The organism is Mesorhizobium sp. P2_C4 (genome assembly GCF_056404575.1).
In genome coordinates this window covers 62,754-85,813 of record NZ_JBFUDT010000011.1, presented here as the reverse complement: position 1 = coordinate 85,813, position 23,060 = coordinate 62,754, and the positions used below count along the sequence as shown (strand labels likewise).

25 protein-coding genes, 1 tRNA gene and 1 pseudogene are annotated in these 23,060 nt (G+C 63.1%); 15 read left to right on the top strand and 12 right to left on the bottom strand.

The genetic code is table 11. From position 1 onward, the window contains the following. Positions 1-21: 21 nt before the first annotated feature. Positions 22-309, bottom strand: a complete 288-nt coding sequence (locus AC1DX6_RS28820; RefSeq protein WP_477319687.1) for a YiaA/YiaB family inner membrane protein — start codon at positions 307-309, stop codon at positions 22-24. Between the two features lie 65 nt (positions 310-374). Then, positions 375-1,058 (bottom strand): PspA/IM30 family protein, encoded by a 684-nt coding sequence (locus AC1DX6_RS28815; RefSeq protein WP_477319685.1) that lies wholly within the window; start codon positions 1,056-1,058, stop codon positions 375-377. Positions 1,059-1,166: 108 nt separating this feature from the next. On the opposite strand from AC1DX6_RS28815, the gene AC1DX6_RS28810 reads away from it, so the two are divergent. Next, on the top strand, positions 1,167-1,775 hold the full coding sequence (locus AC1DX6_RS28810; RefSeq protein WP_477319683.1) for a TetR/AcrR family transcriptional regulator: 609 nt from the start codon (positions 1,167-1,169) through the stop codon (positions 1,773-1,775). Positions 1,776-1,907: 132 nt separating this feature from the next. Next, positions 1,908-3,296, top strand: a complete 1,389-nt coding sequence (locus AC1DX6_RS28805) for a multicopper oxidase family protein (RefSeq protein WP_477319681.1) — start codon at positions 1,908-1,910, stop codon at positions 3,294-3,296. Between the two features lie 81 nt (positions 3,297-3,377). Here the strand turns inward: AC1DX6_RS28805 and AC1DX6_RS28800 are convergent. Further along, positions 3,378-3,453 (bottom strand) — tRNA-Ala (locus AC1DX6_RS28800). Between the two features lie 163 nt (positions 3,454-3,616). Between AC1DX6_RS28800 and AC1DX6_RS28795 the strand changes: the two genes are divergently transcribed. Both AC1DX6_RS28795 and AC1DX6_RS28790 read left to right on the top strand, forming a co-directional pair. Then, positions 3,617-3,907 carry a YggT family protein gene (locus AC1DX6_RS28795; RefSeq protein WP_477319679.1) on the top strand — a complete coding sequence of 97 codons (291 nt, stop codon included), beginning with the start codon at positions 3,617-3,619 and terminating at the stop codon, positions 3,905-3,907. Between the two features lie 3 nt (positions 3,908-3,910). Beyond that, the gene (locus AC1DX6_RS28790; protein WP_477319677.1) at positions 3,911-4,231 is read left to right on the top strand and encodes a DUF167 family protein; all 321 of its coding nucleotides are present in this window, start codon (positions 3,911-3,913) and stop codon (positions 4,229-4,231) included. Positions 4,232-4,498: 267 nt separating this feature from the next. On the opposite strand, the gene AC1DX6_RS28785 is transcribed toward AC1DX6_RS28790, so the two are convergent. Genes AC1DX6_RS28785 through AC1DX6_RS28775 form a run of 3 tightly spaced genes read right to left on the bottom strand, consistent with a single transcriptional unit; the run spans position 4,499 to position 7,231 of the window. Beyond that, positions 4,499-5,380, bottom strand: a complete 882-nt coding sequence (locus AC1DX6_RS28785) for a MurR/RpiR family transcriptional regulator (RefSeq protein ID WP_477319675.1) — start codon at positions 5,378-5,380, stop codon at positions 4,499-4,501. A 10-nt stretch (positions 5,381-5,390) separates the two neighbouring features. Continuing rightward, positions 5,391-6,458 carry an ABC transporter ATP-binding protein gene (locus AC1DX6_RS28780; protein ID WP_477319673.1) on the bottom strand — a complete coding sequence of 356 codons (1,068 nt, stop codon included), beginning with the start codon at positions 6,456-6,458 and terminating at the stop codon, positions 5,391-5,393. 2 nt (positions 6,459-6,460) lie between these two features. Further along, positions 6,461-7,231 (bottom strand): SDR family oxidoreductase, encoded by a 771-nt coding sequence (locus tag AC1DX6_RS28775; RefSeq protein WP_477319671.1) that lies wholly within the window; start codon positions 7,229-7,231, stop codon positions 6,461-6,463. 190 nt (positions 7,232-7,421) lie between these two features. Here AC1DX6_RS28775 and AC1DX6_RS28770 point away from each other — a divergent pair, with 190 nt between their 5' ends. From AC1DX6_RS28770 to AC1DX6_RS28755, 4 genes are all read left to right on the top strand, one after another. Then, the gene (locus AC1DX6_RS28770; RefSeq protein ID WP_477319669.1) at positions 7,422-8,654 is read left to right on the top strand and encodes an ABC transporter substrate-binding protein; all 1,233 of its coding nucleotides are present in this window, start codon (positions 7,422-7,424) and stop codon (positions 8,652-8,654) included. Positions 8,655-9,036: 382 nt separating this feature from the next. Further along, entirely contained in the window at positions 9,037-9,906 is an 870-nt protein-coding gene (locus AC1DX6_RS28765) for a carbohydrate ABC transporter permease (protein ID WP_477319667.1), read from the top strand. Then, on the top strand, positions 9,903-10,730 hold the full coding sequence (locus AC1DX6_RS28760; protein WP_477319665.1) for a carbohydrate ABC transporter permease: 828 nt from the start codon (positions 9,903-9,905) through the stop codon (positions 10,728-10,730). The genes AC1DX6_RS28765 and AC1DX6_RS28760 overlap by 4 nt, the downstream gene beginning before the upstream one ends. Positions 10,731-10,754: 24 nt before the next feature. Next, positions 10,755-12,305, top strand: coding sequence for a M81 family metallopeptidase (locus AC1DX6_RS28755; RefSeq protein ID WP_477319663.1), 1,551 nt, complete (start codon positions 10,755-10,757; stop codon positions 12,303-12,305). A gap of 112 nt (positions 12,306-12,417) precedes the next feature. Here the strand turns inward: AC1DX6_RS28755 and AC1DX6_RS28750 are convergent, their stop codons facing one another. The 6 genes from AC1DX6_RS28750 to AC1DX6_RS28725 form a co-directional block, all read right to left on the bottom strand. Beyond that, positions 12,418-14,472, bottom strand: coding sequence for a M3 family metallopeptidase (locus AC1DX6_RS28750; protein ID WP_477319661.1), 2,055 nt, complete (start codon positions 14,470-14,472; stop codon positions 12,418-12,420). Between the two features lie 99 nt (positions 14,473-14,571). After that, the gene (locus AC1DX6_RS28745; RefSeq protein WP_477319659.1) at positions 14,572-14,988 is read right to left on the bottom strand and encodes a nuclear transport factor 2 family protein; all 417 of its coding nucleotides are present in this window, start codon (positions 14,986-14,988) and stop codon (positions 14,572-14,574) included. An 11-nt stretch (positions 14,989-14,999) separates the two neighbouring features. Beyond that, positions 15,000-15,644, bottom strand: coding sequence for a carbonic anhydrase (locus AC1DX6_RS28740; protein ID WP_477319657.1), 645 nt, complete (start codon positions 15,642-15,644; stop codon positions 15,000-15,002). A 162-nt stretch (positions 15,645-15,806) separates the two neighbouring features. Further along, complete coding sequence (locus AC1DX6_RS28735; RefSeq protein WP_477319655.1) at positions 15,807-16,562, bottom strand: DUF429 domain-containing protein; 756 nt, start codon at positions 16,560-16,562, stop codon at positions 15,807-15,809. Then, complete coding sequence (pdxY, locus tag AC1DX6_RS28730) at positions 16,559-17,443, bottom strand: pyridoxal kinase PdxY (protein ID WP_477319653.1); 885 nt, start codon at positions 17,441-17,443, stop codon at positions 16,559-16,561. The genes AC1DX6_RS28735 and pdxY overlap by 4 nt, the downstream gene beginning before the upstream one ends. 7 nt (positions 17,444-17,450) lie before the next feature. After that, entirely contained in the window at positions 17,451-17,702 is a 252-nt protein-coding gene (locus AC1DX6_RS28725) for a hypothetical protein (RefSeq protein ID WP_477319651.1), read from the bottom strand. A 162-nt stretch (positions 17,703-17,864) separates the two neighbouring features. On the opposite strand from AC1DX6_RS28725, the gene AC1DX6_RS28720 reads away from it, so the two are divergent. The 7 genes and pseudogenes from AC1DX6_RS28720 to ppa all read left to right on the top strand — a co-directional run bounded on the left by AC1DX6_RS28720 (position 17,865) and on the right by ppa (position 23,038). Then, on the top strand, positions 17,865-18,497 hold the full coding sequence (locus AC1DX6_RS28720) for a LemA family protein (RefSeq protein ID WP_477319649.1): 633 nt from the start codon (positions 17,865-17,867) through the stop codon (positions 18,495-18,497). A gap of 225 nt (positions 18,498-18,722) precedes the next feature. After that, entirely contained in the window at positions 18,723-19,502 is a 780-nt protein-coding gene (locus tag AC1DX6_RS28715) for a TPM domain-containing protein (RefSeq protein WP_477319647.1), read from the top strand. A gap of 4 nt (positions 19,503-19,506) precedes the next feature. Then, positions 19,507-20,010: pseudogene (locus tag AC1DX6_RS28710) on the top strand (TPM domain-containing protein); the annotation flags it as partial. Positions 20,011-20,044: 34 nt separating this feature from the next. Then, positions 20,045-20,932: a TPM domain-containing protein gene (locus AC1DX6_RS28705; protein WP_477319645.1), complete on the top strand. Its 888-nt coding sequence runs from the start codon at positions 20,045-20,047 to the stop codon at positions 20,930-20,932. Positions 20,933-20,940: 8 nt separating this feature from the next. Next, positions 20,941-21,579 carry a TPM domain-containing protein gene (locus tag AC1DX6_RS28700; protein WP_477319643.1) on the top strand — a complete coding sequence of 213 codons (639 nt, stop codon included), beginning with the start codon at positions 20,941-20,943 and terminating at the stop codon, positions 21,577-21,579. A 301-nt stretch (positions 21,580-21,880) separates the two neighbouring features. Further along, positions 21,881-22,387, top strand: coding sequence for an N-acetyltransferase family protein (locus AC1DX6_RS28695; protein WP_477319641.1), 507 nt, complete (start codon positions 21,881-21,883; stop codon positions 22,385-22,387). A gap of 111 nt (positions 22,388-22,498) precedes the next feature. After that, the gene (ppa, locus tag AC1DX6_RS28690) at positions 22,499-23,038 is read left to right on the top strand and encodes an inorganic diphosphatase (protein ID WP_477319639.1); all 540 of its coding nucleotides are present in this window, start codon (positions 22,499-22,501) and stop codon (positions 23,036-23,038) included. Positions 23,039-23,060: the final 22 nt, after the last annotated feature.

The window sequence follows — 23,060 nt, the reverse complement described above, 5'->3', positions numbered from 1 at the left end:
CTTGTTCTAGCGGGAACCCGGTTACACTTCGTTACTGCGACTGACATCCATCAGCAGCTTCTCGGTCTTGGCGTCTTCCAGCCGGTTGATGAAGCGGTTCGATTCTTCCGCGTCACGCAGCGTCTTGGTGATGGTGATGGAGGTATGCACGAGCATGATGGCGGCCATCGCGTAAAACCCCTTGGCGGCAAAGCTTGCCTCCATGAAGTAGATGCCGCCTGCCATCATCGAGGCGGCAACGGCGAAGCTGGCCATGGTGAAGGTTTTCCAGGCGCTTGAATCCTTTGATGCGTAAGTGTTGGGGGTCATCGGTATGGTCCTTTCGTTTCTGGGTTAGGTTGGGTGGGCGTCGGTCTGTTTCAGGCCGGATACAATCAGGCAGGCTTGGCGATGGTCTTTGCCAGCCGTTCGAGTACGGCGTCGGCACTGCTTCTCAGCGGCGCGCCGCAACCGGCGGCGGCCAGTTTTTCACTCACCGCAGCCGGATCGCCCGACTGCTCCATCTCGGCCATGGCAGCAGCCGTGGCATCGATCTGCTTTTGCCGCGTGCGCAGCCGCAGCAGGGTTTCCTCCGCGTCCTTCAGCGCCGACAGGCTGGAGCCGGGGCTTTCGCGCAGGCGCTGGGTGGTGTCGACCGCAGCGACGATGCGTTGGCCGCGCTGCAATTCGCGCAGTCGCATTTCGGAGGCGCGGACAATCCGCTTCAGGCGCTCGATCTCGGTGGTGAAGCTTTTTTGCGCCTCGCTGGAGGCATCGCGTTCGGCTTCCAACAAGGCGATGGTTTCCGCCGCCTCGCGGGCCAGTTCGTTCTGACCCTGCTCGATGGCGGCGATCGTGCGCTTTTCCAGGTCCTCGATGCGGGCAACCAGCTTCTTGAATTGCACGACCTCTTGCTCGTTCTGGGCGATGGCGACGGCGACCGCCCGGCGCGCGGCGGCGATGGCGTCGGCGCAATCTCGGATCTGCTGGCGCAGGATCACCATCGCATTGCGGTCGACCATCGCTTCTGCGGCTTCGTGGCTATGACCGCGCATCAGCGCAAAAAACTGTTTCAACATTCCGGCTTCTCCTCTATGAACAATGTTCACGAACGCAACGTAACACATCGTGAACGGCGTTCAAGTGAAAAATGAACACTGTTCAAAAGTTTCAGATAGAGAAGGTTAATGACAGCAAAACGGGACGCCAAGCGCGAGGACCTCAAGGGCAGGCTGATCGAGGCCGCGCATGCGCATATTCAATCGTCAGGACTCGGCGGGCTGCGCGCGCGCGACATCACGGCCGACGCCGGCTGCGCGCTCGGCGCGCTCTATACCGCGTTTGCCGATCTCGACGAGCTCATCCTGCATGTCAATTCCATAACCCTGGCGCGGCTGGGCGCGGCCTTGCGCGAGGAGGCGACCAGCGCGGTTGCGCCAAGGGCCAAGCTCAAGGCGCTGGCCAAAGCCTATCTCGGCTTTGCGCGCGACAACCGCATGCTGTGGGCAGCCCTGTTCGAGCATCGCATGGCGCCCGGCGTGCCGGTGCCCGAATGGCATCTGGCGGAGCACGCCGTGCTCATCCAGCATCTGGTCGAACCGCTGGCGGCGCTGCGCCCGGCGCTGGAAACACCGGATCTTTTGGCACGCGCGCGCACGCTGTTTTCCGCGGTGCACGGCATCGTCGCCATTTCGCTCGAAGACCGCTTCATCGGCCTGGCGCCGACCGATCTCGAAGCCGAATTGCTGAATTTTGTCGATGTGCTGGTGACCGGGCTGGAGACAGAAAGAGAGTGAGCGCTGTCCGCTCTTGTGCTCGCTGCCCGCCTGGGCCAAGACGCTGCGTCCGTCTTGCTGACATCACGAAGAGCTGATGTGCCAGGGGTTCCCTGACGGTCAGGGCAGTCGTCTTTCCGGTTGGAGTGCAGCATGACGGTGTTCACACGTCGCAAACTTCTAAAGACCGCCGCAGTTGTCGGCGTTGGCGGGATAGGGCTTTCCGCCATGGGTAAATTCGGCAGCTGGGCGGCGCCGGAGCCGGTGGTGCTGAAGACAGCCAGGATCGAGGCGAAGCTGATGGATATCGGCCCAACTAGGGATGTGCTGACCTATGGCGTATCAGGCATGCCGCCGGTGCTGCGGGTGAAAAAAGGTGAGCCCTTCGCAGCGCGGCTGGTCAACGGCACCGACGATCCGACGACGATCCACTGGCACGGCATTCGCGTTCCCAACAAGATGGACGGCGTTCCGTTCCTGGTGCAGCCCTATGTCTATACCGGCGACCATTTCGACTATGCCTTCACGCCGCCGGACGCCGGCACCTTCTGGTATCACCCGCATTGCAACACACTGATCCAGATGGGCCACGGCCTGACCGGCGTCATTGTCGTGGAGAACGCCAGCGATCCGAAATTCGATACCGAGGAGGTGATCAACCTGCGCGACTGGCGGCTCGGCGACGACGGCCAGTTCATCGACCCGTTCCGGCCGCGCGACGCGGCGAGAACCGGCACCTACGGCACGCTGCGCACCGCCAACTGGCTCGACCAGCCGTCCTATGACGCGCCGACCGGAGGGCTGGTGCGGCTGAGAGTCGCCATCACTGACGTGACGCGCATCTATGCCTTTGTCGTCGAAGGCGCCGAGGCGACGGTGATCGCGCTGGACGGCAATCCGGTACCGCAGCGCTTTGCGCCCGATGCCTTGCTGCTGGGACCCGGGCAGCGGATGGAGCTGGCCATACGCATGCCCGATGATGAGGGGGCAATCGTCAGCCTGAGGGACGTCAGGGGCACCAAGCCAAAGGTGCTGGCGACCCTGCGTGCGGTTGGACCTTCTCTCAAGCGCGACCTTCGCGACCTTGCGCCGCTGGAGGTCAATCCGGTCGGGGAGGTGGATCTCGGCAGCGCCGAGCATATTTCCCTGGCGCTTAGCGCCACGGCGGAAAACGTCCCGAGCGACGGCATCTGCGGTTCGCTTGGCTACAGTTTCTGGGCCATCAACAAGGTGCCGTGGCCGGGCGACACGCCGGACCCGACCGCGCCGCTGGCCGAACTGAAGCTCGGCAAGAGCTATGTCATCGACATGGAAAATTTGACGCCGCAATCGCACCCGATGCATCTGCACGGCATGAGCTTCAAGGTGCTGTCATCCTCGACGCGCCCGGTTCAGCCGGTCATTTCCGACACCTATCTGATCCAGCCCAATGAGAAGGTCCAGCTCGGCTTCGTCGCCGACAATCCCGGCGACTGGCTGCTGCACTGCCACATCATCGAGCATCAGAAATCGGGGATGACGAGCTATGTAAGGGTGGCGTGAGGGTGCGAATCCGGTCCGAGTCATGGTCGAACAGCGGGCTTTCCAAGCACGCACAGTGGGCAAAGGTTCGGGAAAATCCGCTGGTGGAGCTGAGGAGGATCGAACTCCTGACCTCGTCATTGCGAACGACGCGCTCTCCCAGCTGAGCTACAGCCCCGTCCAGCGGATGGCGCATTTATCGGGCGCGGCGGTTTTCTGTCAAGGCGGCGTTTTGGCGAAATGACCGGGCGCAGGCGCATCGGCTTTGGCACGCGGCACAAGCCGGCTCTTGCCGGTTTGGCATGCAATGGCTACATGTCGCGCAATCAATGGAGCTTTGAATGGACGCGCTTATCGATACGCTGATCTACGCGCTCGAACTTTACTGGTGGGTGATTATCGCCGCGGCGATCTTCTCCTGGCTGTACGCCTTCAACGTCGTCAATTCGCGCAACCAGGTCGTCAACAACATAGGCGGCATGCTGTATCGGCTGACCGAGCCGGTGTTCCGTCCCATCCGCCGCTTGCTGCCGGATCTCGGCGGCGTCGACATCTCGCCGATCATCGTGCTGCTGATCATCTTCTTCCTGGAGCGGTTCCTGAACAGCACGGTAAGGTCGCTGTTCTACTGATCCGTGGAGCCGACCGGATTCTTCAGAACCAGCCGGAATGGCATCGATCTGTTCGTCCGGCTGACGCCGAAGGCGGCGATGGACCGGCTTGAAGGCATCGAGACTGCTTCTGACGGGCGAAGCCATCTGAAAGCCCGCGTCCGCGCCGTGCCGGAAAACGGCGCCGCCAATCATGCACTCGAAAAGCTGATCGCCAAGGCGCTGGGCGTGCCGGCGTCGGCGGTCTCGGTTGTCGCCGGCGGCACGGCGCGGCTGAAGACATTGCGGGTGCTTGGCGACCCGGTGGCGCTGGCGAAGCGTGTTGAGGCACTCGGCGGCGGCTAAGTTGTTCAAGGTCCGCGCCGCCCCTCATTGCCCTGCCGGGCATTTCTCCCCGTATAGTGACGGGGAGAAAGACGCTGCCATCGGCGGCTTCGCCAATCACAAGCGTTGCAAAATGGGCGCCGAAGTTACGGCCAGCGCGCTTCTCCCCGTTTACGGGGAGAAGGTGCCGACAGTCGGATGAGGGGCAGCACTGCCGTTTTCGAATTGGCGTTTTCGACCAGATGGACCCATTTGGCGCCTGAACAAAAATGCAGCGAGCAGAGCCCTTCAATCGCCCAGCGGCAGACGGGGATCGTCGACCTTCAGCGTGTTCACGCTCTGCTTGATGCGGCGCAAGCTCTCCAGCACCTTTGGTCCGCGCGTTTCCGCGACCGAAGTGGCGATCATGTCGACGATCGCCAAAAGCGCATAGCGCGACGAGGTCGGCTTGTAGATGTTGCCGTCCTCAAGCGACTGTAGATGGATCACGGTTTCGGCGGCCTTGGCGAGTGCGGAGTCGGGGGCGGTGATGGCGACGGTGGTGGCGCCATATTGCTGGGCGACCTGCACGGCCTCGATGACCGAGCGCGCATAGCCGGAGACCGAAAAAGCGACGAGCGTCGTCTCGGGCGTCGCCACCGCGGCATACATGCGCTGCAATTGCCCGTCGACCTGCGCCAGCGCCGACAGACCGAGCCGGAACAGCCGGTTCTGCATCTCGGTCGCCATCATCGACGAAATGCCGCCGGAGCCGATGCACAGGATGTTGCCTGAGGTGGCGATGCGCGCGGCGACGCCGACCAACACCTTCATGTCGAGGTTTTCGCTGGCGCGCTGGATGGCTGCTATCGCCGCCTCGGTAATGGCCGATGCGATGCGCTGCTCACGCACGTCGCGGCTCAGCGGTTCGGGCGACAGATACTGGCCGCCAATGGCGATGGCTTGCGCCAGGTAGAATTTGAAATCGCGCAAGCCTTCGCAGCCGAGGTTGCGGCAGAAGCGGGTGACCGTCGGCTCGCTGACGCCGACGCGGGCGGCAATTTCCGAGATCGCCGCCTTGGAGGCGAAATCGAGATCCGACAGCACCAGGCTGGCCAGCCGGCGGTCCGACTTGGTGCCGTCCTGCGACATCAATTGCAGGCGCGTGATGATGTCGGCCGGTGTTTTCATGCTTGTGGTTTCACAGGGGCAGGCCCGTTGCCGTGTCGAAAAGATGGATGTTGCCGGGATCGACCGAGACCGGCAACCGGTCGCCGGGCCTGATCTGCAACCTGTCGCGGAACACCGCCCGCACCGTGTCGCTGCCGATCGAGCCATAAACATGGGTTTCGGCGCCGGTCGGCTCGACGACGTCGACATTGATCGCCATCGCGTCGCTCTCGCCGCCAATGACGAAGTGCTCGGGGCGGATACCGGCCTCGACCGTGGCGCCATCCGACACCGCCTTGCCGGCAAGGGCAAGGCGGCCGCCGCCCGATGTCTCGAACCAGGCCTTGCTGGCCGTCGCCTTCAGCGCTCCGGAAACAAAGCTCATCGACGGCGAGCCGATGAAGCTGGCGACGAATTTGTTAGCCGGCTTGTCGTAAAGCTCCAGCGGCGCGCCGACCTGCTGGATGCGGCCGCGGTCCATCACCACGATGCGGTCGGCCATGGTCATGGCTTCGATCTGGTCATGGGTGACATAGACGATCGTCGATCTCAGCCGCTGGTGCAGCGCCTTGATCTCGGTGCGCATCTGCACGCGCAATTGCGCGTCGAGATTGGACAAGGGCTCATCGAACAGGAAAACCGAGGGTTCGCGCACGATGGCGCGGCCCATGGCGACGCGCTGGCGCTGGCCGCCGGACAATTCCCTGGGATAGCGGTCGAGATAGGAAAACAGATTGAGGACGCCGGAGGCCTTCTTGACCTTTTCGTCGATCGCTGTGCGGGTCTCGCCACGGATTTTTGGACCGAAGCCGATATTGTCCGCCGCCTTCAGATGCGGAAACAGCGCGTAGGACTGGAAGACCATGGCGATGTTGCGCTGCTGCGGCGGCAAATCGTTGGCGCGCACACCGCCGATCATGAGATCGCCTGATGTGATCGTCTCCAGCCCGGCCAGCATGCGCAGCAAGGTCGACTTGCCGCAGCCAGAGGGGCCGACCAGCACGACGAACTCGCCGCTGTTGATCTCAAGGTTGATGTCTTCAAGAATCTTGTGCTGCCCGAAGGATTTCGACAGGCCGCGAAACTGGACATCGGTCATGCTCACGCCCCCAATATGTCGTCGATGAATGGCAGGCAGCCGGCGGTCAGTCCGGCATCCACCGGCATCACCACGCCTGTTATGCCCGATGCGCGGTCGGATGCAAGGAAAGCCACCGCTTCGGCGACCTCGGCAGCGTTGACGATGCGGCCGAGCGGATAGAGCCGTTGCAGCTTGCCGAGGATTTCGGGATCCTTGGCCAGGCGGTGGTCCCATGCAGCGGTGCGGATCGAACCGGGGCAGACGACATTGGCGCGCAGACCGCTGCGGCCGAGTTCCACCGCGATCGATTTCGCATAGGCGTTGATGCCGGCCTTGGCCGCCGCATAGGCGGGGTTGCCGAAATGGGCGATGGCGTTGACCGAGGAGATGAAGACGACGTTGCCCGAGCCGTTTTTGGCCATCGCCTTGACCAGCGGATCGGCGAAAGTCATCACGCCGGTCAGGTTGAGGTCCAACTCGTGCTCAATCTTGGCTGCGGTCAGCGCTGGCAGCGTCTCGGCACGTGTCCAGCCGGCATTGTTGATCAGGATGTCGGGAACGCCATCCTTGTCCAGGATCGCCGCTATCGCCGCCGCGATCGAAGCCTGGTCGAGAAGGTTGAAGACGTGGCGCGAGGCAATGTGCGGGCTGGCCAATGCCTCGCTCGATTGGTCGCAGCCGACGACCCGCGCGCCGCGCTCGGCCATCAGCGCCACGATCGCCGCGCCGAGGCCACCGCCCGCACCGGTTACCACCACTGTCTTGCCTTCGAACTCGGCTCTCGAAACCACTCCGCGCTGCCCTCCAGGTCCTTGTCTTGTGCATGATAATAGGCAAAACGCTATTTTATGAAATGTAAATAAGCAACAGGATAATCCGCTTGCACGCGGCAAAATGATGGATAATGTAGGAAAGTCACATAAAGCTTTTGGTGCCGAATGGCTCAGGGGCCGTTATGCGCAATCAAATGGGAGAGATCGAATGAAGCTTGCAAATTGGACTGCCGGCCTGCTGGCTGGAATGAGCATGCTGGCGCTGGCAGCGCAGGCAGATGCCGGCGAAGTGCGCGTCACCGTCGCCGAATACAGCGCCAAGACCGCCCCCTATTTCGAAAGCGTCAAGAAGGAATTCGAAGCAGCGAACCCCGGAATCACCGTCAAGTTCGAGGTGGTGCCGTGGGATGTGCTGCTGCAGAAGCTGACCACCGACATCACCGCCGGCACCAATGCGGATCTGTCGATCATCGGCACCCGCTGGCTGATCGATTTCGTCCAGCAGGATGTCGCCGAGCCGCTCGACGGCTACATCAAGCCCGACTTCAAGGACCGCTTTATCGACACCTTCCTGTCGCCCTCGATCATGCAGGGCAAGACCTACGGCCTGCCGATCGCGGCTTCGGCGCGCGCCATGTATTACAACAAGGAACTGTTCGAGAAAGCCGGCATCGCCAAGCCGCCGGCAACCTGGACTGAGCTGCAGGAAGACGCCCGCAAGATCAAGGCGCTCGGCTCCGGCACGTTCGGCTTCGGCCTGCAGGGCAAGGAGATCGAGACCGACGTTTATTACTACTATGCGATGTGGTCGCAAGGCACTGAAATCCTCAATAAGGACGGCACGTCGGGCCTCAGCACGCCCGGCGCGCTCGAAGCCGCCAAGCTCTACAAGTCGATGATCGACGAAGGCCTGACCGAGCCGGGCGTCACCTCCAACAACCGCGAGGACGTGCAGAACCTGTTCAAGCAGGGCAAGGTCGGCATGATGATCACCGCGCCCTTCCTGTCCAACCAGATAAAGGACGAGGCGCCGAACCTGAAATACGGCGTGGCGGCCATTCCCGCCGGGCCGAGCGGCGCGCGCGGCACCTATGGCGTCACCGATTCCATCATCATGTTCAAGAACTCGAAGAACAAGGACGAGGCCTGGAAACTGCTCGACTTCCTGTTCACCACGGAACAGCGCGCCAAGTTCACGCAAGGCGAAGGCTTCCTGCCGGTGAACAAGGAAGAGGCGAAAATGGATTATTACGTCAACAATGCCGACCTCGCCGCCTTCACACCCCTTCTGCCCGATGCCCGCTTCGCGCCGGTCATCCCGGGTTGGGAGGAGGTCGCCCAAATCACGTCGGATGCGATGCAGAAGATCTATCTCGGCGGCGACCCCGAGGCAGGCCTGAAGGAAGCGGCTGACAAGGCCAACGCGGTGCTGAAGAAATAGGGCGTTTTCTCCCGACGCCCGGCGCGCCCCGCCCTCAATCGGGGCGCGCCACACTTTTCCCAGTCTTCAGACAAAGGGACGAATTGCAGATGTGAGTGCTGCCCCTCATTGCCCTGCCGGGCATTTCTCCCCGTATAGTGACGGGGAGAAAGGGGCTGGCCGCACTCCCGGCGCAATTCCTGCAACGCTGGAGATTGGCGAAACCGCCGATGAGAGCGCCCCTCTCCCCGTCTCTATACGGGGAGAGGATGCCGGCAGGCAGGTGAGGGGCAGCGCAAACGTCCGCAGGAATTCAAACGCTGAAGCGCTGCTCTAGACCGATTGCAAGGTTGATCCGAGCTGGTAAGCCAGCATCACATCCAACACGGTACAAAACCGGCCGATGCAAAATCGTTTCTTGCCCTATCTCCTGACCTTGCCCAGCCTGTTCCTGGCGGCGGTCGTCATCTTCTGGCCGGTCTGGGACCTGATCCAGATATCGACGCATGATGTCAGCCGCTTCGGCCAGCTGCGCGACTTCAACAATTTCGCCAATTACCACGCCTTCCTCGCCGATCCCGATTTCCTCGCGGCGCTCTGGCGCACAGGCGTGTGGACGGTGCTGGTCGTCGGTGGCGCGCTGCTGGTGTCGATTCCGGTGGCGATGATCCTCAACACCGATTTCTACGGCCGGGGGCTTGCCCGCGTCATCATCATGCTGCCCTGGGCGGTATCGCTGACCATGACGGCGGTGGTCTGGCGCTGGGCGCTCAACGGCGAAAGCGGCATGCTGAACTCGGCGCTGATCGGGCTCGGGCTGATCCACGAGAATATCCAGTGGCTGGCACGCGCCGAGACGGCTTTTCCGATGCAGGTGCTGATCGGCATCCTGGTGACGGTGCCGTTCACGACGACGATCTTCCTTGGCGGCCTGTCGTCGATATCGGACGATCTTTACGAGGCGGCAGCCCTCGAAGGGGCAACACCGCTGCAGCAGTTTCGCGAAATCACCTTTCCGCTCTTAAAACCGTTCATCAACATCGCCATCGTGCTCAACACAATCTACGTCTTCAATTCCTTCCCGATCATCTGGGTGATGACGCAAGGCGGGCCGGCCAACTCGACCGACATTTTGGTCACCCATCTCTACAAACTGGCTTTTCGCATTGGCAAGCTCGGCGAGGCCTCGGCGGTGTCGCTGGTGATGTTTGCCATATTGCTGGTCTTCACCATGATTTATGTCAGGCTGGCGATGCGGGAGCAGCGCACATGAAGAACGGCAAGCTGAAGCGTTCGATCATCGCCTGGCTGCTGCTGGCGCCGCTCATCGTGGTGACGATCTTTCCTTTCGCCGTGATGTTCCTGACCGCGGTCAAGCCACGGCAGGAAGTGTTGTCGCCGACCTGGTGGCCGAGCGAATTCCACTGGTCAAACTTTTCCGACATGTGGGTGGCGACCGGCTTTGGCCAGGCGCTTGCCAACTCGCTCTATGTCTCGGTCATTGCCACTGTCGGCGCCATTCTCATCTCGGTTCCCGCCGCCTACGCCATGTCGCGCTTTCGCTTTGCCGGCTATGGCGCGTTCCGCCAGTTCCTGCTGGTGTCGCAGATGATCTCGCCGATCGTGCTGGTGCTCGGCCTGTTCCGACTGATGGCCGCCTGGGGCCTGATCGAGAGCACGACGGCGCTCGGCTTCATCTACATGGCCTTCAACGTCGCCTTCACCGTGTGGATGCTGCAGAGCTATTTCGACACCATCCCGCGCGATCTCGAGGAAGCGTCCTGGATGGAGGGCGCCGGCCGCTGGCTGACCTTGCGCAAGGTGTTCTTGCCGCTCTGCCTGCCGGCGATCGCGGTGACCGCCATCTTCACCTTCATCAATGCCTGGAACGAATTCGTCGTCGCGCTCACCATGCTGCGCAGCCAGGAAAGCTACACGCTGCCGATCCAGGTGTTTTCGCTGGTCGCCGGCCGCTACACGATCGAGTGGCACCATGTGATGGCCGCCACGCTGCTGGCGACCTTGCCGGTGGCAATCCTGTTCATCTGGCTGCAGCGCTATCTCGTCCGGGGGCTGGCGCTCGGGGCCGTCAAATAGCCGTTCTTCACTTGCGGAGTTTTCATGCGCATCTTCACCGCCTCGCTGGCGACGGAAACCAACACATTTTCGCCGGTGCCGACCGACCGGGCCTCGTTCGACATGGCCTTCTATGCCGGGCCTGGCAAGCATCCGGAAACGCCGACGCTGTGTTCCTCGCCGATCGTCGCCTTGCGCAAGCGCGCGGCACAAGAAGGGCTTGATGTGATCGAAGGCACCGCCACCTGGGCCGAGCCGGGCGGCCTGGTGCAGCGGCAGACTTTTGAGGCACTGCGCGACGAGATCCTTAGCCAGCTCAAGGAAGCGCTTCCGGTCGACGCGGTCATCCTCGGCCTGCATGGCGCGATGGTGGCGCAAGGCTATGACGATTGCGAGGGCGATTTGCTCGAACGCGTCCGCACCATGGTCGGCCCGGATGTGGTGATCGCGGCGGAACTCGACCCGCACAGCCATTTGACGCCGAAGCGGGTGGCTGCCTCTGACATTCTCGCCTACTTCCTCGAATTTCCGCACACCGACTTTTACGAGCGTGGCGAGCATGTCGTCGAGCTTGGGCTGGCGGCCGCGCGCGGCGAGATCAAGCCTGTTATCTCCACCTTCGACTGCCGCATGATCCAGGTGCTGCCGACCAGCCGCGAGCCGATGCGCTCCTTCGTCGACCGCATCAAGGCGCTGCACGGCAGGGACGGCGTGCTGTCGATCTCCGTAATCCATGGCTTCATGGCCGCCGACGTGGCGGAAGTCGGCACGCGCATCCTGGTTGTCACCGACAATGACAAGGAGAAGGGCGACGCGCTGGCCGAGAGGCTGGGGCGCGAGCTCTACGCCATGCGCAAAGAGACGGCGATGACGATGCTGAACACCAGTGACGGCATCGAGCGTGCACTGGCCGTGCGCGCGCAAAATCCGGCCAGGCCGGTGGTCATCGCCGATATCTGGGACAATCCGGGTGGCGGCGTCGCCGGCGACGGCACCGTCGTGCTGCGCGCCATGCTGGAACGCGGCTTGAGCAATATCGGCGTGGCGACGATCTGGGATCCGATCGCGGTGACCTTCTGTCAGGCGGCGGGCGAGGGCGCCGTCATCGATTTGCGTTTCGGCGGCAAGGCCGGACCCCTGGCGGGCGAACCGATCGACGCCCGCGTCAAGGTGCTGAAAGCGGTCGCCGAGGGCTGGCAGAGTTTCGGGCCGAGCCGCGTCACGCTCGGGCCAACGGCGCTGGTGCGCATCGAAGGCACCGAGGTCGACATCATCCTCAACACCAACCGCACGCAGACCTTCGAGCCGGACATCTTTTCCAACATCGGCGTCGATCCGATGTCTAAGGACATTCTGCTGGTGAAGTCGACCAACCATTTCTACGCCGGCTTCGAACCGATCGCGGCGGAGATTATCTACGTCTCGGCGCCGAGTTCGTATCCGAGCGATCCAGCGGTGACCAACTATACGAAGCTGACGCGGCCGATCTGGCCGAGGGTGGCGGATCCGTGGAAGCAGCCAATCTCCCCCCTTGTGGGGGAGATGCCCGGCAGGGCAGAGGGGGGCGCGAAGGATCGCGGCGCTTCTTCGTCATAAGACGCTCAAAGGCAAGTCGGACGGCGCAATTGCGGTCCACTGACAGGCTGGCGGGACAGCGCCCCCCTCTGGCCTGCCGGCCATCTCCCCCACAAGGGGGGAGATTGGCTAATCACACCAGCCCGCGCTTCACCATCATCGCTTCCGGCGAAGGCATCTTGCCGCGGAACGCTGTGTACAGCTCTTCCGGGTCCTTCGATCCGCCGGCAGCGTAGATATTCTTTCGCAGCCGCTCGGCCAGTGCCGGGTTGAAGGGGTCGCCGGTCTCCTCGAAAGCGGCGAAGGCGTCGGCGTCGAGCACTTCCGACCACATGTAGGAGTAGTACCCGGCCGAATAGCCGTCGCCGGAAAACACATGGCCGAAATGCGGGGTGCGATGGCGCATGGCGATGGTGTCGGGCATGTCGAGCTTGTCGAGCGTTTCGGCTTCGAAACGAAGGGGCTCTTCCGGGCCGTTGGGTCGTGCGTGGTAGGCCATGTCGACCAGCGCCGAGGCGGTGAATTCGACCGTGGCGAAGCCGGCGCCGAAGGTCCGCGCCGCCAGCATCTTGTCGAGCAGCGCCTTCGGCATCGGCTTGCCGGTCTTGACATGCAGCGCATGCTTTTCCAGCACCGCCGGCACGGTCAGCCAATGCTCGTAAAGCTGCGAGGGCAGTTCGACGAAATCGCGGCTGACCGAGGTGCCGGCGACCGATGGCCAGGTGACGTCGGTCAGCATGCCGTGCAGCGCGTGGCCGAATTCATGGAACAGGGTCTTGGCCTCGTCGACCGACAATAGCGCCGGCTCGCCGACCGGCGGTTTGGCGAAGTTCATGATGTTGTAGATCACCGGCTTCGAACCGTGGCCGAGATGATAGCCGGATTGCAGCGCGCTCATCCAGGCGCCGGAACGTTTTGAGGGCCGCGCGAAATAGTCAGCGAGGAACAGGCCGCGCTCACTGCCGTCGGCATTTTTCACCACGAACACGCGGGCGTCGGGATGCCAGGCGGCAATGCCTTTTTTCTCTTCGAAGGTGATGCCGAACAGCCGTGTCGCCACGTCGAAACAGGCGTCGATGATGCGCTCGAGCTGTAGATAGGGTTTCAATTCGGCCTCGTCGAAAGCGAATTTCTCGGCCCGCAGTTTCTCCTGGTAGAAGCGCCAGTCCCAGGCGGCGAATTGTTCGTTGCTGCCGGCAGCAAGCGCCAGCCGCTGCAATTCGGTCTGATCGGCGGCGGCCTTCTCCAGCGCCTTCTCCCAGACCGGATCGAGCAGCGCGTGCACCGCCTTCGGCGTCTTGGCCATGGTGTCGTCGAGCTTAAGCGCAGCGAATGATGCGTAGCCAAGCAGCTTTGCCTTTTCGGCGCGCAGCTTCAGCATGTCGCGCACCACTGATGTGTTGTCGGTGGCGCCGCCATTCTGGCCACGCATGGTGAAGGCGCGGAAGGCGGTCTCGCGCAGGTCGCGGCGTTCGGAGAAGGTCGAGAACGGCTCGTAGATCGAGCGCGACAGAGTGACGGCGTAGCGGCCTTTCTGGCCGCGCATCTCGGCGGCTTCGGCCATCGAGCTCTTGACGAAATCGGGCAGGCCGGCAAGGTCTGATATGTCGAGGAACAGTGCCCAGTCGCGCTCGTCGGCAAGCACGTTCTGCCCGAAATTGGTGCCGAGCGACGACAATTCCTCGCTGATGCCGGCGAGCCGCTTCTTGCCGTCGGCGTCGAGCTTGGCGCCCGAGCGGACAAAACCTTTCCAGGTCTTTTCCAGCACCCGCAACGTCTCGGCGTCGAGCTTCAGGGTTTCGCGGCGCTGGTAGAGGTCGTCGATGCGGGCAAACAGCCTTTCGTTCATCGAGATGGCCGAAAAATGCCTAGACATTTTTGGCGAAATGTCGCGCTCCAGCGCCTGGATCGCTTCATTGGTGTGGGCGCCGGCCCGGCACCAGAAGATCGAGGAGACACGGTCGAGCGCCTCACCGCCAAGTTCGAGTGCTGTCAGCGTGTTGTCGATGGTCGGCGCGTCCTTGTTGCCTGATATCGCCTCGATCTCGACCTCATGCGCCTTCAGCGCCGCATCGAAGACGGGTGCGAAATCACCGTCGCCGATGCGAGAGAAATCGGGCAGGCCAAGCGGCCCTTGCCAGGCGGTCAACGGATGGGCGGCGAGGTCAAGGCTTTTGGTGGAGGGCATGGAGATCCTTCGCGATTGGCGGCAAGGAGGAGGGCGAGATGATCACCGATGTAGGGCGCGACTCCTTCGCGCGCAACACCGTGGTCAGTCAGGGTTTCGTCAGTAGCCCTCGCAGCTTTCGGCGAGCGCGGCTTGCGAGCTGGCGGTGATGCGGTTGCCGGAGATGGCGAAGGTTTCCTGCATCAGCATGTCGTTGCTGGGGAAATCATAGCAAGCGATCACCGAGGTAACGCCGGCCTCGGTCTTCTCGACCCGATGCCGGATCGCCGCACCGGCGACGGCGCTTTGCCAGTCGTCGATGGAGGCGATGAATTCCTGTTTGTTCTGGACGATGCCGAGGTCGTCGAGCTTGATCTGGACGTCGTCGGCAAGCAGGTCCGACAGTTCGGTGCGGTCGGCGACCAGCAGCGCCGAATACCAGCGGTCGATGATGGCGCCCTCATCGGCGCGGGCGGAGACGATCGAAAACAGCAGCGCGGCAAAAGCGAAAGCGATCGACCGGCGTTTCAGCGTCATGGGCCGCCCCCTTACGAGAGTTCCGGCCGCTCGAAGTCACCGGTCTCCTTGTTCATCACCCAAAGCTCGCCGGTCGAGATGTCGAACCAGGCGCCGTGCAGCGCTAGCCGCCCCTTGCCCTCGAGGATGGAGACGCAAGGAAAGGTCCGGAGATTGGCGATCGAATAGCGGATCGAGATGCGCTCCAGCGCGGTCTGCCGTTCGGTCGCGGTCATCAAGGTGCTCGAGGCCACGGTTTCGGCCGCCGGCGCGATCAGGCTCATCCACTTGCCGATGAAGTCGCCGGGCGACAAGGGCGCCGAGGTGGTGTCGAGTGCCGCGCGGATGCCGCCGCAGCGGCCGTGACCCATGACGACGATGTTCTTCACCTTGAGGCTCTGCACGGCGAATTCGAGGGCGGCCGAGGTCGAGTGGAACTGGCCGTCGGGTGCATAGGGCGGCACCAGATTGCCGACATTGCGCAGCACGAAGAGCTCGCCCGGCCCGGCGTCGAAGATCGCTTCGGGGGCCGCGCGCGAGTCGCAGCAGGCGACGATCATGGTTTCCGGCGCCTGGCCTTCGCGGGCAAGCGCACGATAGCGGCCGCTTTCGGTGAGATAGCGGCCACTCATGAAATTGCGATAGCCGGCGAGAAGGTGATCGGGGAGATGGGGCATGGGCGGGGGCGGGAGCCTTTCCGGGTTGGAGGCGGCAGCTCGTTTTCAGTTTAGAATGGCTCTAACGGCAAAACGGTGCCGCGAGCAATGCCGAATTGCGAAGCACCGGGTCGCAACAGCCATGCAGCAAGCATGACTCGGCCCGGACTGGGCGCATCCCGCTCACGCCCAGATGGCGACCGGAATGCCAAATCGGTCGGCGAGCGGCGGATCCGGGAACGGTCTTGCCCGGCCCGCGGCGATGCGGCCGGCGATCAGCATCATCGCGGCAGCGTCGAGAAAATCGTCGGCGGCGGCACCGCGCGGCGGCGCCTGGTCGAGAAAGGCTTTTTCATAGCCATGCCGGCACAGCAGCGCCTTGCGTTCTTCCATGCCGGCCGGATTGACGGCGCCCTTGATCTTCTTCGGCAAGGACATGGCCTGGTCGCCGTTCAGCCGGCAGAAGGCGACTTCCGGATGGGATTCGAAGACGCAGCGGCGCAGTTCTGGCCGCACGATCAGCAGGGTGTCGATCTCGCGGATCTTGGCAAAGATGCCAAAAGCCTGGATCGAAACGCCGCGCGGCGGGTCGGAGGTTGCCTTGGCCACCTCGCTCGCCCGGCGATGCGCGGCATACCAGGCTTCTATCGTGGTGAAGTCACCGGTATCGGCATAGAGCGCAGCGCGAGACGGAATTGAAAAGACGCTGGATTGCCTGTTGCCAAGCAGCGGCCGCACCAGCCCCTCCGGTCCGCGCCCGCCTCTTTGTGAAAAATCCGGCAGCCCGATCGGCATGTCGACGGCCACCGTCGCATCGGCGGGCAGTGTGTCGAGCAGGGCAACGAAGCTTGGATAGACGGCAACCGACGGGGCAGAACCGGCATCGCGGCGGACGGCGATCCAGCCGGCCTTGCAGCCGTCGACGCCGACAAAAGTCACGCCCTCTTGTCCCGCCCCGGATGCAGGAGGTGGCGAAGCTGCACCATCGCCATCGGGTGCGACAGGCTCTGGGCATCGGTTTCGAGCTGCAATTCGTCGCCACCGCGCTTGGCGGTGCGCGCCAGGATCTCGTAGACCGCCGCCGTGGTCGACTGCAGCGCCTTGATCGCCGGCTGTCCGGACAGGATGCGGGCGAGATAGACAGCCGCCGTCAGGTCGCCAAGCCCGTTCGGCGGCTTGTCGATCAGCCGGTGTTCGGCAAGCAGCGCCTGGCTGCCGTTGATCAGCAGATTGCCGGTGCCGCCGGCCATCATCGCCGGCGCCGAGGTGACCAGCATGGTCGACGGCCCGGCATGCAGGGCGGCCGCCATCGCCGATTTCAGGTCGGGCAGCGGCGCACCGGCCATCCACTCCAGTTCGTAGCGGTTGGGCGTGGCGATGTCGGCGATTGGCATCAGCCGGTCGCGCATGGCGATGGCCGTCGTCTCAGGCACATAGAGCCCGCCCGAATCGCCCATCACCGGGTCGCAGATATAGATGGCACCGGGCGTCCTGGCCTTGACCGCTGACACCAACGAGGCGACGGCGTCGGCCTGGCCGGCCTCGCCGAGATAGCCCGACAGCACAGCGCCGACCTCACCCAGCCATGGCGCACGCTCGAGATCGGCCATCAGCGCCTTGAACTGGTCGAGTGGCGGCACGATGCGCGTTGCCCTTCCATGGCCGGGATGCCAGGGCAGGATGACGGTCGGCACCGCCCATACCGGAAAGCCGAGCGTCTCCAGTGCAAAGACGGCGGCGCGGTTGCCGACCGACCCGCGGGCGACATGACTGGAAATGACGATGACCGCGCGCGGCGCGTCGGGTTTTTCAGTGTTCATGGAATTCCTAGCTGCCCCGGGTGACGTAGTACACGAGCCAGATCAACAGGCCGATGGCGATGAGAAGCCCCAGCACCCGGCCGATGCGGGTGCCCCAAACCTCGATCGGGTCCGACCGGTCGGCGTCCGCCGCGGTGACGTGATCGCGCGCGCCCTTGGCGGTGCGCGCGATGAACGAGGTGCCGCCCGGATCGGTTTCGCGCGCCACGCGCTCGATAATGCGGCGCGATTCGCTGTCATTGTCGTGGCGATCCGCCATGATGCTGTCCTGTTTGACGGCAAGCTTAGCGTGTTCGCGCGGCCAATCACAGGGCCTCACGCGGGGATGAGACGCGCCAAGGACAACCCGCTTGGGAGGTCATTTTCTTGGCGGCGGATTGTGCTAATGCTTCGCATGCAACTTCTACTGAGGGATCTTATCATGCTTGCCCAACGCCTTTCCTCACCGTTCCGGACCTTGCCCGCCTTCCTGATGATGGCCATCGTGCTGCCGCTGCTTGCCGGCTGCGGCTACAACACCATCCCGACGGCGGAGGAAAACGCCAAGGCAGCGTGGAGCGAGGTGCTGAACCAGTACCAGCGCCGCTCAGACCTGATCCCCAACCTGGTCGAGACGGTCAAGGGCTATGCGGCGCATGAGAAGGACACGCTCGACGCGGTGGTTGAGGCGCGCGCCAAGGCAACGCAGATCACGGTGACGCCGGAGACACTGAAGGATCCTGAAGCCCTCAAGAAATTCCAGGATGCCCAGGCCGGACTGACCAGCGCGCTGTCGCGGCTGATCGCGGTGTCGGAGGCCTATCCCGACCTCAAGGCCAACCAGAATTTCCTGGCGCTGCAGGCGCAGCTTGAAGGCACCGAGAACCGCATCGCGGTGGCAAGGCGTGACTACATCCTGGCGGTCAAGGACTACAATCTGACGCTGAAGACCTTCCCCTCGGTGCTGTGGGCGACCTTCTGGTTCCGCAGCAACGAGCCGTACGCCAACTTCACCATCGATGAAGACAAGATGCAGCCGCCGAAGGTCGATTTCGGGACGAAGCAGGGCGGGTAATCTCGGTCCATCGAACCTGGTCCCTTGTCGGCCTTGTATTCCTTCGCGCCCCCCTCTGTCCTGCCGGACATCTCCCCCACTTGGGGGGAGATTGGCAGTTCTTGCGAAGGCATCCATTCACCTGCTTTGAGAGTTGGCGATAGCGGTCGTGGCAGTCAATCTCCCCACTCGTGGGGGAGATGGCCGGCAGGCCAGAGGGGGGCGCGAAGGATCGCCAGCCTTGCCTTGCTATATATCTTTCTAGGCCTCTTCCTCCCCCTCACCGCCTTCGCCGCCGACCTGCCGGCCCTCACCGGCCGCGTCGTCGACAATGCCGGCATCATCGATGCCGGGACCAGAGCGGCGCTGACGCAGAAGCTCGCGGCCTTCGAGGCAAAAGGCTCGGACCAGATCGTTGTCGCGACGATCCCCAGCCTCGGCGGCGAGGAGATCGAACCCTACGCCAACCGGCTGTTTCGCTTCTGGAAACTAGGCCAGGCAAAGGAGAACAACGGTGTGCTGCTGCTGGTCGCGCCGAACGACCGCAAGATGCGCATCGAGGTCGGCTATGGCCTGGAAGGCACGCTGACCGACCTGCATACCAAGCTGATCATCGAAAACGACATGGTGCCGGCCTTTCGCGCCGGCGATTTCTCTGGCGGTATCAGCAAGGCCGTCGACGACATGGTGATGGTGCTGGAAGGCAATCCGGAGGAGCTTGAGGCGCGCGGCAAGCGCAATGAGCAACCGCCCGTCGACATGGACAATCTGTTCTTTGGCGTCTTCATAACCATCTGGGCGATCATTTTCTTCGGTGGCATGGCGGCCTCCATTCTGCCGCCGATTTTTGGCCAGAAACTCGGGCCCGGCCGCTATCGCTGGCTTGGCATGACTTTCGAACCGGGCAAGCGCTCGTCGAGCCGTGGGTCTTCGGGCGGCGGCTGGTCGTCGGGTTCAAGCAGTGGTGGCAGCTTTTCCGGCGGCGGCGGTTCGTCCGGCGGCGGCGGTTCCTCGGGAAGCTGGTGACGACATGACCACAAGCATCATCAATTCCTGGCATGGCCGTTTCGTCGCCGGCGCGTTGTTGGCCCTGGCGGTGTTGTTTGCCGGCTTCGCGGCGCTGGCGGCGGAGTTGCCCGTACTTACCGGGCGGGTGGTCGACAATGCCGGCATCATCGACGCCGCGACCGAGGCGGCGCTCACCCGGAAACTCGCGGATTTCGAGACCAAAGGTTCCGACCAGATTGTCGTCGCCACGATCAACAGTCTCGACGGCGAGGAGATCGAGCCCTATGCCACCCGGCTGTTCCATCACTGGAAGCTCGGCCAGGCCGGCAAGAACAATGGTGTGCTTCTGCTGGTGGCCAAGAATGACCGCAAGATGCGCATCGAGGTCGGCTATGGGCTGGAAGGCACGCTGACCCACCAGGACGCCACACGGATCATTGAAGATGACATGGTGCCGGCGTTCCGCGCCGGCGATTTCTCCGGCGGCATTGCCAAAGCGGTTGATGACATGATCACGGTGATCGAGGACAGTCATGGCACTTGAGGGACCTGGCCACCACATGACAGGACGCGTCTTCGATCCGCCAAAACCCGGCCGCGCCGGCGCGACCGTCGGCCTCGCCGTGCTGGCGATGGTGGCAATGCTGTTTTCGGCCCTTGCCGCCGACCTGCCCGCTCTCACTGGTCGTGTCGTCGACAATGCCAACATCCTCGATGCCGAGACAAAGGCGGCGCTGACCCAGAAGCTGGCCGATTTCGAGAAAAAGGGTTCGGACCAGATCGTCGTGGCGACGATATCCAGCCTCGATGGCGAAGAGATCGAGCCCTACGCCAACCGGCTGTTCCGTTTCTGGAAGCTCGGCCAGGCCGGCGAGAACAATGGCGTGCTTTTGCTGGTGGCCAAGAACGATCGCAAGATGCGCATCGAGGTCGGCTACGGCCTGGAAGGCACGTTGACCGACCTGCACACCAAGCTGATCATCGAAAACGACATGGTGCCGGCTTTTCGTGCCGGCGATTTTTCCGGCGGCATCAGCAGGGCCGTCGACGACATGGTCATGGTGCTGGAAGGCAATCCGGAGGAGTTGGAGGCGCGCGGCAAGCGCAACCCGGCCGACGACAGCACGCCGCTCGATCCCATTGTCACGGTGTTCCTCATCCTGTGGGGGACGATGTTTTTCGGCGGGCTGGCGATGGCATTCCTGCCGCCGATGTTCGGCACCAAGCTGTCGCCGGGCGTGTACAAATGGCTGGGTATGACGTTTCGCTACGGCCAGGGGCCGAGCGGGTCGTCCTCGGGCAGTAGCTGGACATCGGGGTCGTCGTCGAGCAGCGGCTGGTCGTCGGGCAGTTCCGGCAGCAGTTGGTCGTCGGGCTCGAGCAGCAGCGGCGGGTTTTCAGGCGGCGGCGGCTCGTCCGGCGGCGGTGGTTCTTCAGGGAGCTGGTGAGACAGATCATGGCAACACGACCGATCAGCCCGCAAGATCATGAGCGCATCGCCACCGCGATCCGTGCCGCCGAATCAAAAACCGACGGCGAGATCTATTGCGTCGTGGCGCATGCCAGCGACGGCTATTTCTTCCCGGCCGCCTTTATGGCGACGCTGGGCATGCTCATCGTCAGCCTTGCCGTCGGCTACGGGCTGGAAGCCTGGTGGCTGACGATCCGTCTGCCGCATTTCGTCATCGCCCAGCTTCTGGCACTGGCCAGCGTGCTCATCCTTTTGTGGGCGCTGCCCGGCTTGCGCATTCACCTCGTGCCGCGGCGGCTGCGCTACCAGGCGGCGCATACCAATGCGATCAAGCAGTTCCTGGCGCGCAACGTTCACCGCACCACAGCGCGCACCGGCGTGCTGGTGTTCGTCTCGATCGCCGAGCGCTATGCCGAAGTGGTTGCCGACAGCGGCATCAATGCCAAGGTCGGCCAGCATGTCTGGGACGGTGTCATCCGCGACCTGACCGAACATGCCGGCGACGATCGCCTCGCCGACGGCTTCGTCAAGGCGATCGAATCGGTCGGTATCGTGCTGGCCGAGCATTTCCCGGTTTCGGCTGCCGATGCCAATGAGCTCGACGATCACCTGGTCGAAATCTGAGAGCCTGCTCGTAAACGCTGCTCTGCCGGACGCCTGACGCGATTTTCTGCGCTTCCGGCCTTCGCCGGCCGGAGCGCTCACTCATGAGTGGCCTTGGCAGGTAGGGCTTCGGCCGGCGTAGGCCGGTGCTCACGGACCAAAAAGTCCGCTGCGCTTCGGTTCTCGAAAACCACACCATCCGCCTCGGCAGAGCGCGTTTTCGGACAGGCTCTTTCTGCATCTCGATCGCCTGTGAGAAAGCGCGCGAGCCGGCTTACCGAACTCTTGCAAATGGCCGATGCGGGTTTATGGTTAACAAATCATGAATACGCTGAGCATCGACATCCGAAAAGCCGAGCCGCGCGACGCCGGCGCCATCGCCGACGTGCACCAGCAGGCCTGGAACGGCGCCTATTCCGGCATCATCCCGCACCGCACGCTGACGTCGATGATCAACCGCCGTGGCGCCGACTGGTGGGCGAACGCCATTCGCCGCGCCGCCACCGTGCTGGTGGTCGAAATCGGCGGCAAGATCGCCGGCTACGCCACGATCGGCAAGAACCGCGCCCGCGAACTCAGGCAGCAGGGCGAGATTTATGAGCTTTATATGTGCCCGGAATATCAGGGCATCGGGCTTGGCAGCCGGCTGTTCAAGGCGGCACGTGCACGGCTCGCCGACCACGGGCTGAAAGGCATGGTGGTGTGGGCGCTGGAAGACAACCAGAACGCGCTCGACTTCTACACCGGCGCCGGCGGCCGCGATGTCGCCGAAGGCGTCGAGATCTTCGAGCAGAAGGCGCTGAAGAAGGTCGCTTTCGTCTGGGAGTAATCCCCGGCCTTCCTGCCATTCACGTCTTGCTATCGTGTCCAGCACCATTCGCCGCATTGCGCCGGGCGACAGCGCCCGCTATCGATCTCCCATCAAAAGAGGGACAAAGCCATGCGCATTGAAGCCATCGCCATCGGAAAGAATCCGCCGGAGGACATCAACGTCATCATCGAAGTGCCGATCGGCGGCGAGCCGATCAAGTACGAGATGGACAAAGAAGCCGGCACGCTGTTTGTCGACCGCTTCCTGCACACTTCGATGCGCTATCCCGGCAATTACGGCTTCGTGCCGCACACGCTGTCGGGCGACGGCGACCCGATCGACGTGCTGGTCTGCAACACGCGCGCGCTGGTGCCGGGCTGCGTCATCAATGTGCGGCCGATCGGCGTGCTGGTGATGGAAGACAATGCCGGCCAGGACGAGAAAGTCATCGCCGTGCCTTCACCCAAGCTGACGCTGCGCTACGAAAACGTCACCGAATACACGCAGCTGCCTGACATCACCCGCCAGCAGGTGCAGCACTTTTTCGAGCACTACAAGGATCTCGAGCCCGGCAAATGGGTCAAGATCGAAGGCTGGCACGATTCCAAATATGCCAAGAAGATGATCGTCGACGCGATCGCGCGGGCCAAGGCGGCTAAACACGGCTGAGCCTCGCACGGGCGCCGCGGCC

Coding starts and splice junctions, on each gene's coding strand:
- AC1DX6_RS28700 (WP_477319643.1), top strand. CDS start 20,941: ATGGCAACACGACCGATCAGCCCGCAAGATCATGAGCGCATCGCCACC.
- AC1DX6_RS28745 (WP_477319659.1), bottom strand. CDS start 14,988: ATGACGCTGAAACGCCGGTCGATCGCTTTCGCTTTTGCCGCGCTGCTG.
- AC1DX6_RS28720 (WP_477319649.1), top strand. CDS start 17,865: ATGCTTGCCCAACGCCTTTCCTCACCGTTCCGGACCTTGCCCGCCTTC.
- AC1DX6_RS28740 (WP_477319657.1), bottom strand. CDS start 15,644: ATGCCCCATCTCCCCGATCACCTTCTCGCCGGCTATCGCAATTTCATG.
- AC1DX6_RS28820 (WP_477319687.1), bottom strand. CDS start 309: ATGACCCCCAACACTTACGCATCAAAGGATTCAAGCGCCTGGAAAACC.
- pdxY (WP_477319653.1), bottom strand. CDS start 17,443: ATGAACACTGAAAAACCCGACGCGCCGCGCGCGGTCATCGTCATTTCC.
- AC1DX6_RS28780 (WP_477319673.1), bottom strand. CDS start 6,458: ATGACCGATGTCCAGTTTCGCGGCCTGTCGAAATCCTTCGGGCAGCAC.
- AC1DX6_RS28765 (WP_477319667.1), top strand. CDS start 9,037: ATGCAAAATCGTTTCTTGCCCTATCTCCTGACCTTGCCCAGCCTGTTC.
- AC1DX6_RS28815 (WP_477319685.1), bottom strand. CDS start 1,058: ATGTTGAAACAGTTTTTTGCGCTGATGCGCGGTCATAGCCACGAAGCC.
- AC1DX6_RS28795 (WP_477319679.1), top strand. CDS start 3,617: ATGGACGCGCTTATCGATACGCTGATCTACGCGCTCGAACTTTACTGG.
- ppa (WP_477319639.1), top strand. CDS start 22,499: ATGCGCATTGAAGCCATCGCCATCGGAAAGAATCCGCCGGAGGACATC.
- AC1DX6_RS28770 (WP_477319669.1), top strand. CDS start 7,422: ATGAAGCTTGCAAATTGGACTGCCGGCCTGCTGGCTGGAATGAGCATG.
- AC1DX6_RS28695 (WP_477319641.1), top strand. CDS start 21,881: ATGAATACGCTGAGCATCGACATCCGAAAAGCCGAGCCGCGCGACGCC.
- AC1DX6_RS28785 (WP_477319675.1), bottom strand. CDS start 5,380: ATGAAAACACCGGCCGACATCATCACGCGCCTGCAATTGATGTCGCAG.
- AC1DX6_RS28805 (WP_477319681.1), top strand. CDS start 1,908: ATGACGGTGTTCACACGTCGCAAACTTCTAAAGACCGCCGCAGTTGTC.
- AC1DX6_RS28755 (WP_477319663.1), top strand. CDS start 10,755: ATGCGCATCTTCACCGCCTCGCTGGCGACGGAAACCAACACATTTTCG.
- AC1DX6_RS28750 (WP_477319661.1), bottom strand. CDS start 14,472: ATGCCCTCCACCAAAAGCCTTGACCTCGCCGCCCATCCGTTGACCGCC.
- AC1DX6_RS28705 (WP_477319645.1), top strand. CDS start 20,045: ATGACAGGACGCGTCTTCGATCCGCCAAAACCCGGCCGCGCCGGCGCG.
- AC1DX6_RS28810 (WP_477319683.1), top strand. CDS start 1,167: ATGACAGCAAAACGGGACGCCAAGCGCGAGGACCTCAAGGGCAGGCTG.
- AC1DX6_RS28760 (WP_477319665.1), top strand. CDS start 9,903: ATGAAGAACGGCAAGCTGAAGCGTTCGATCATCGCCTGGCTGCTGCTG.
- AC1DX6_RS28725 (WP_477319651.1), bottom strand. CDS start 17,702: ATGGCGGATCGCCACGACAATGACAGCGAATCGCGCCGCATTATCGAG.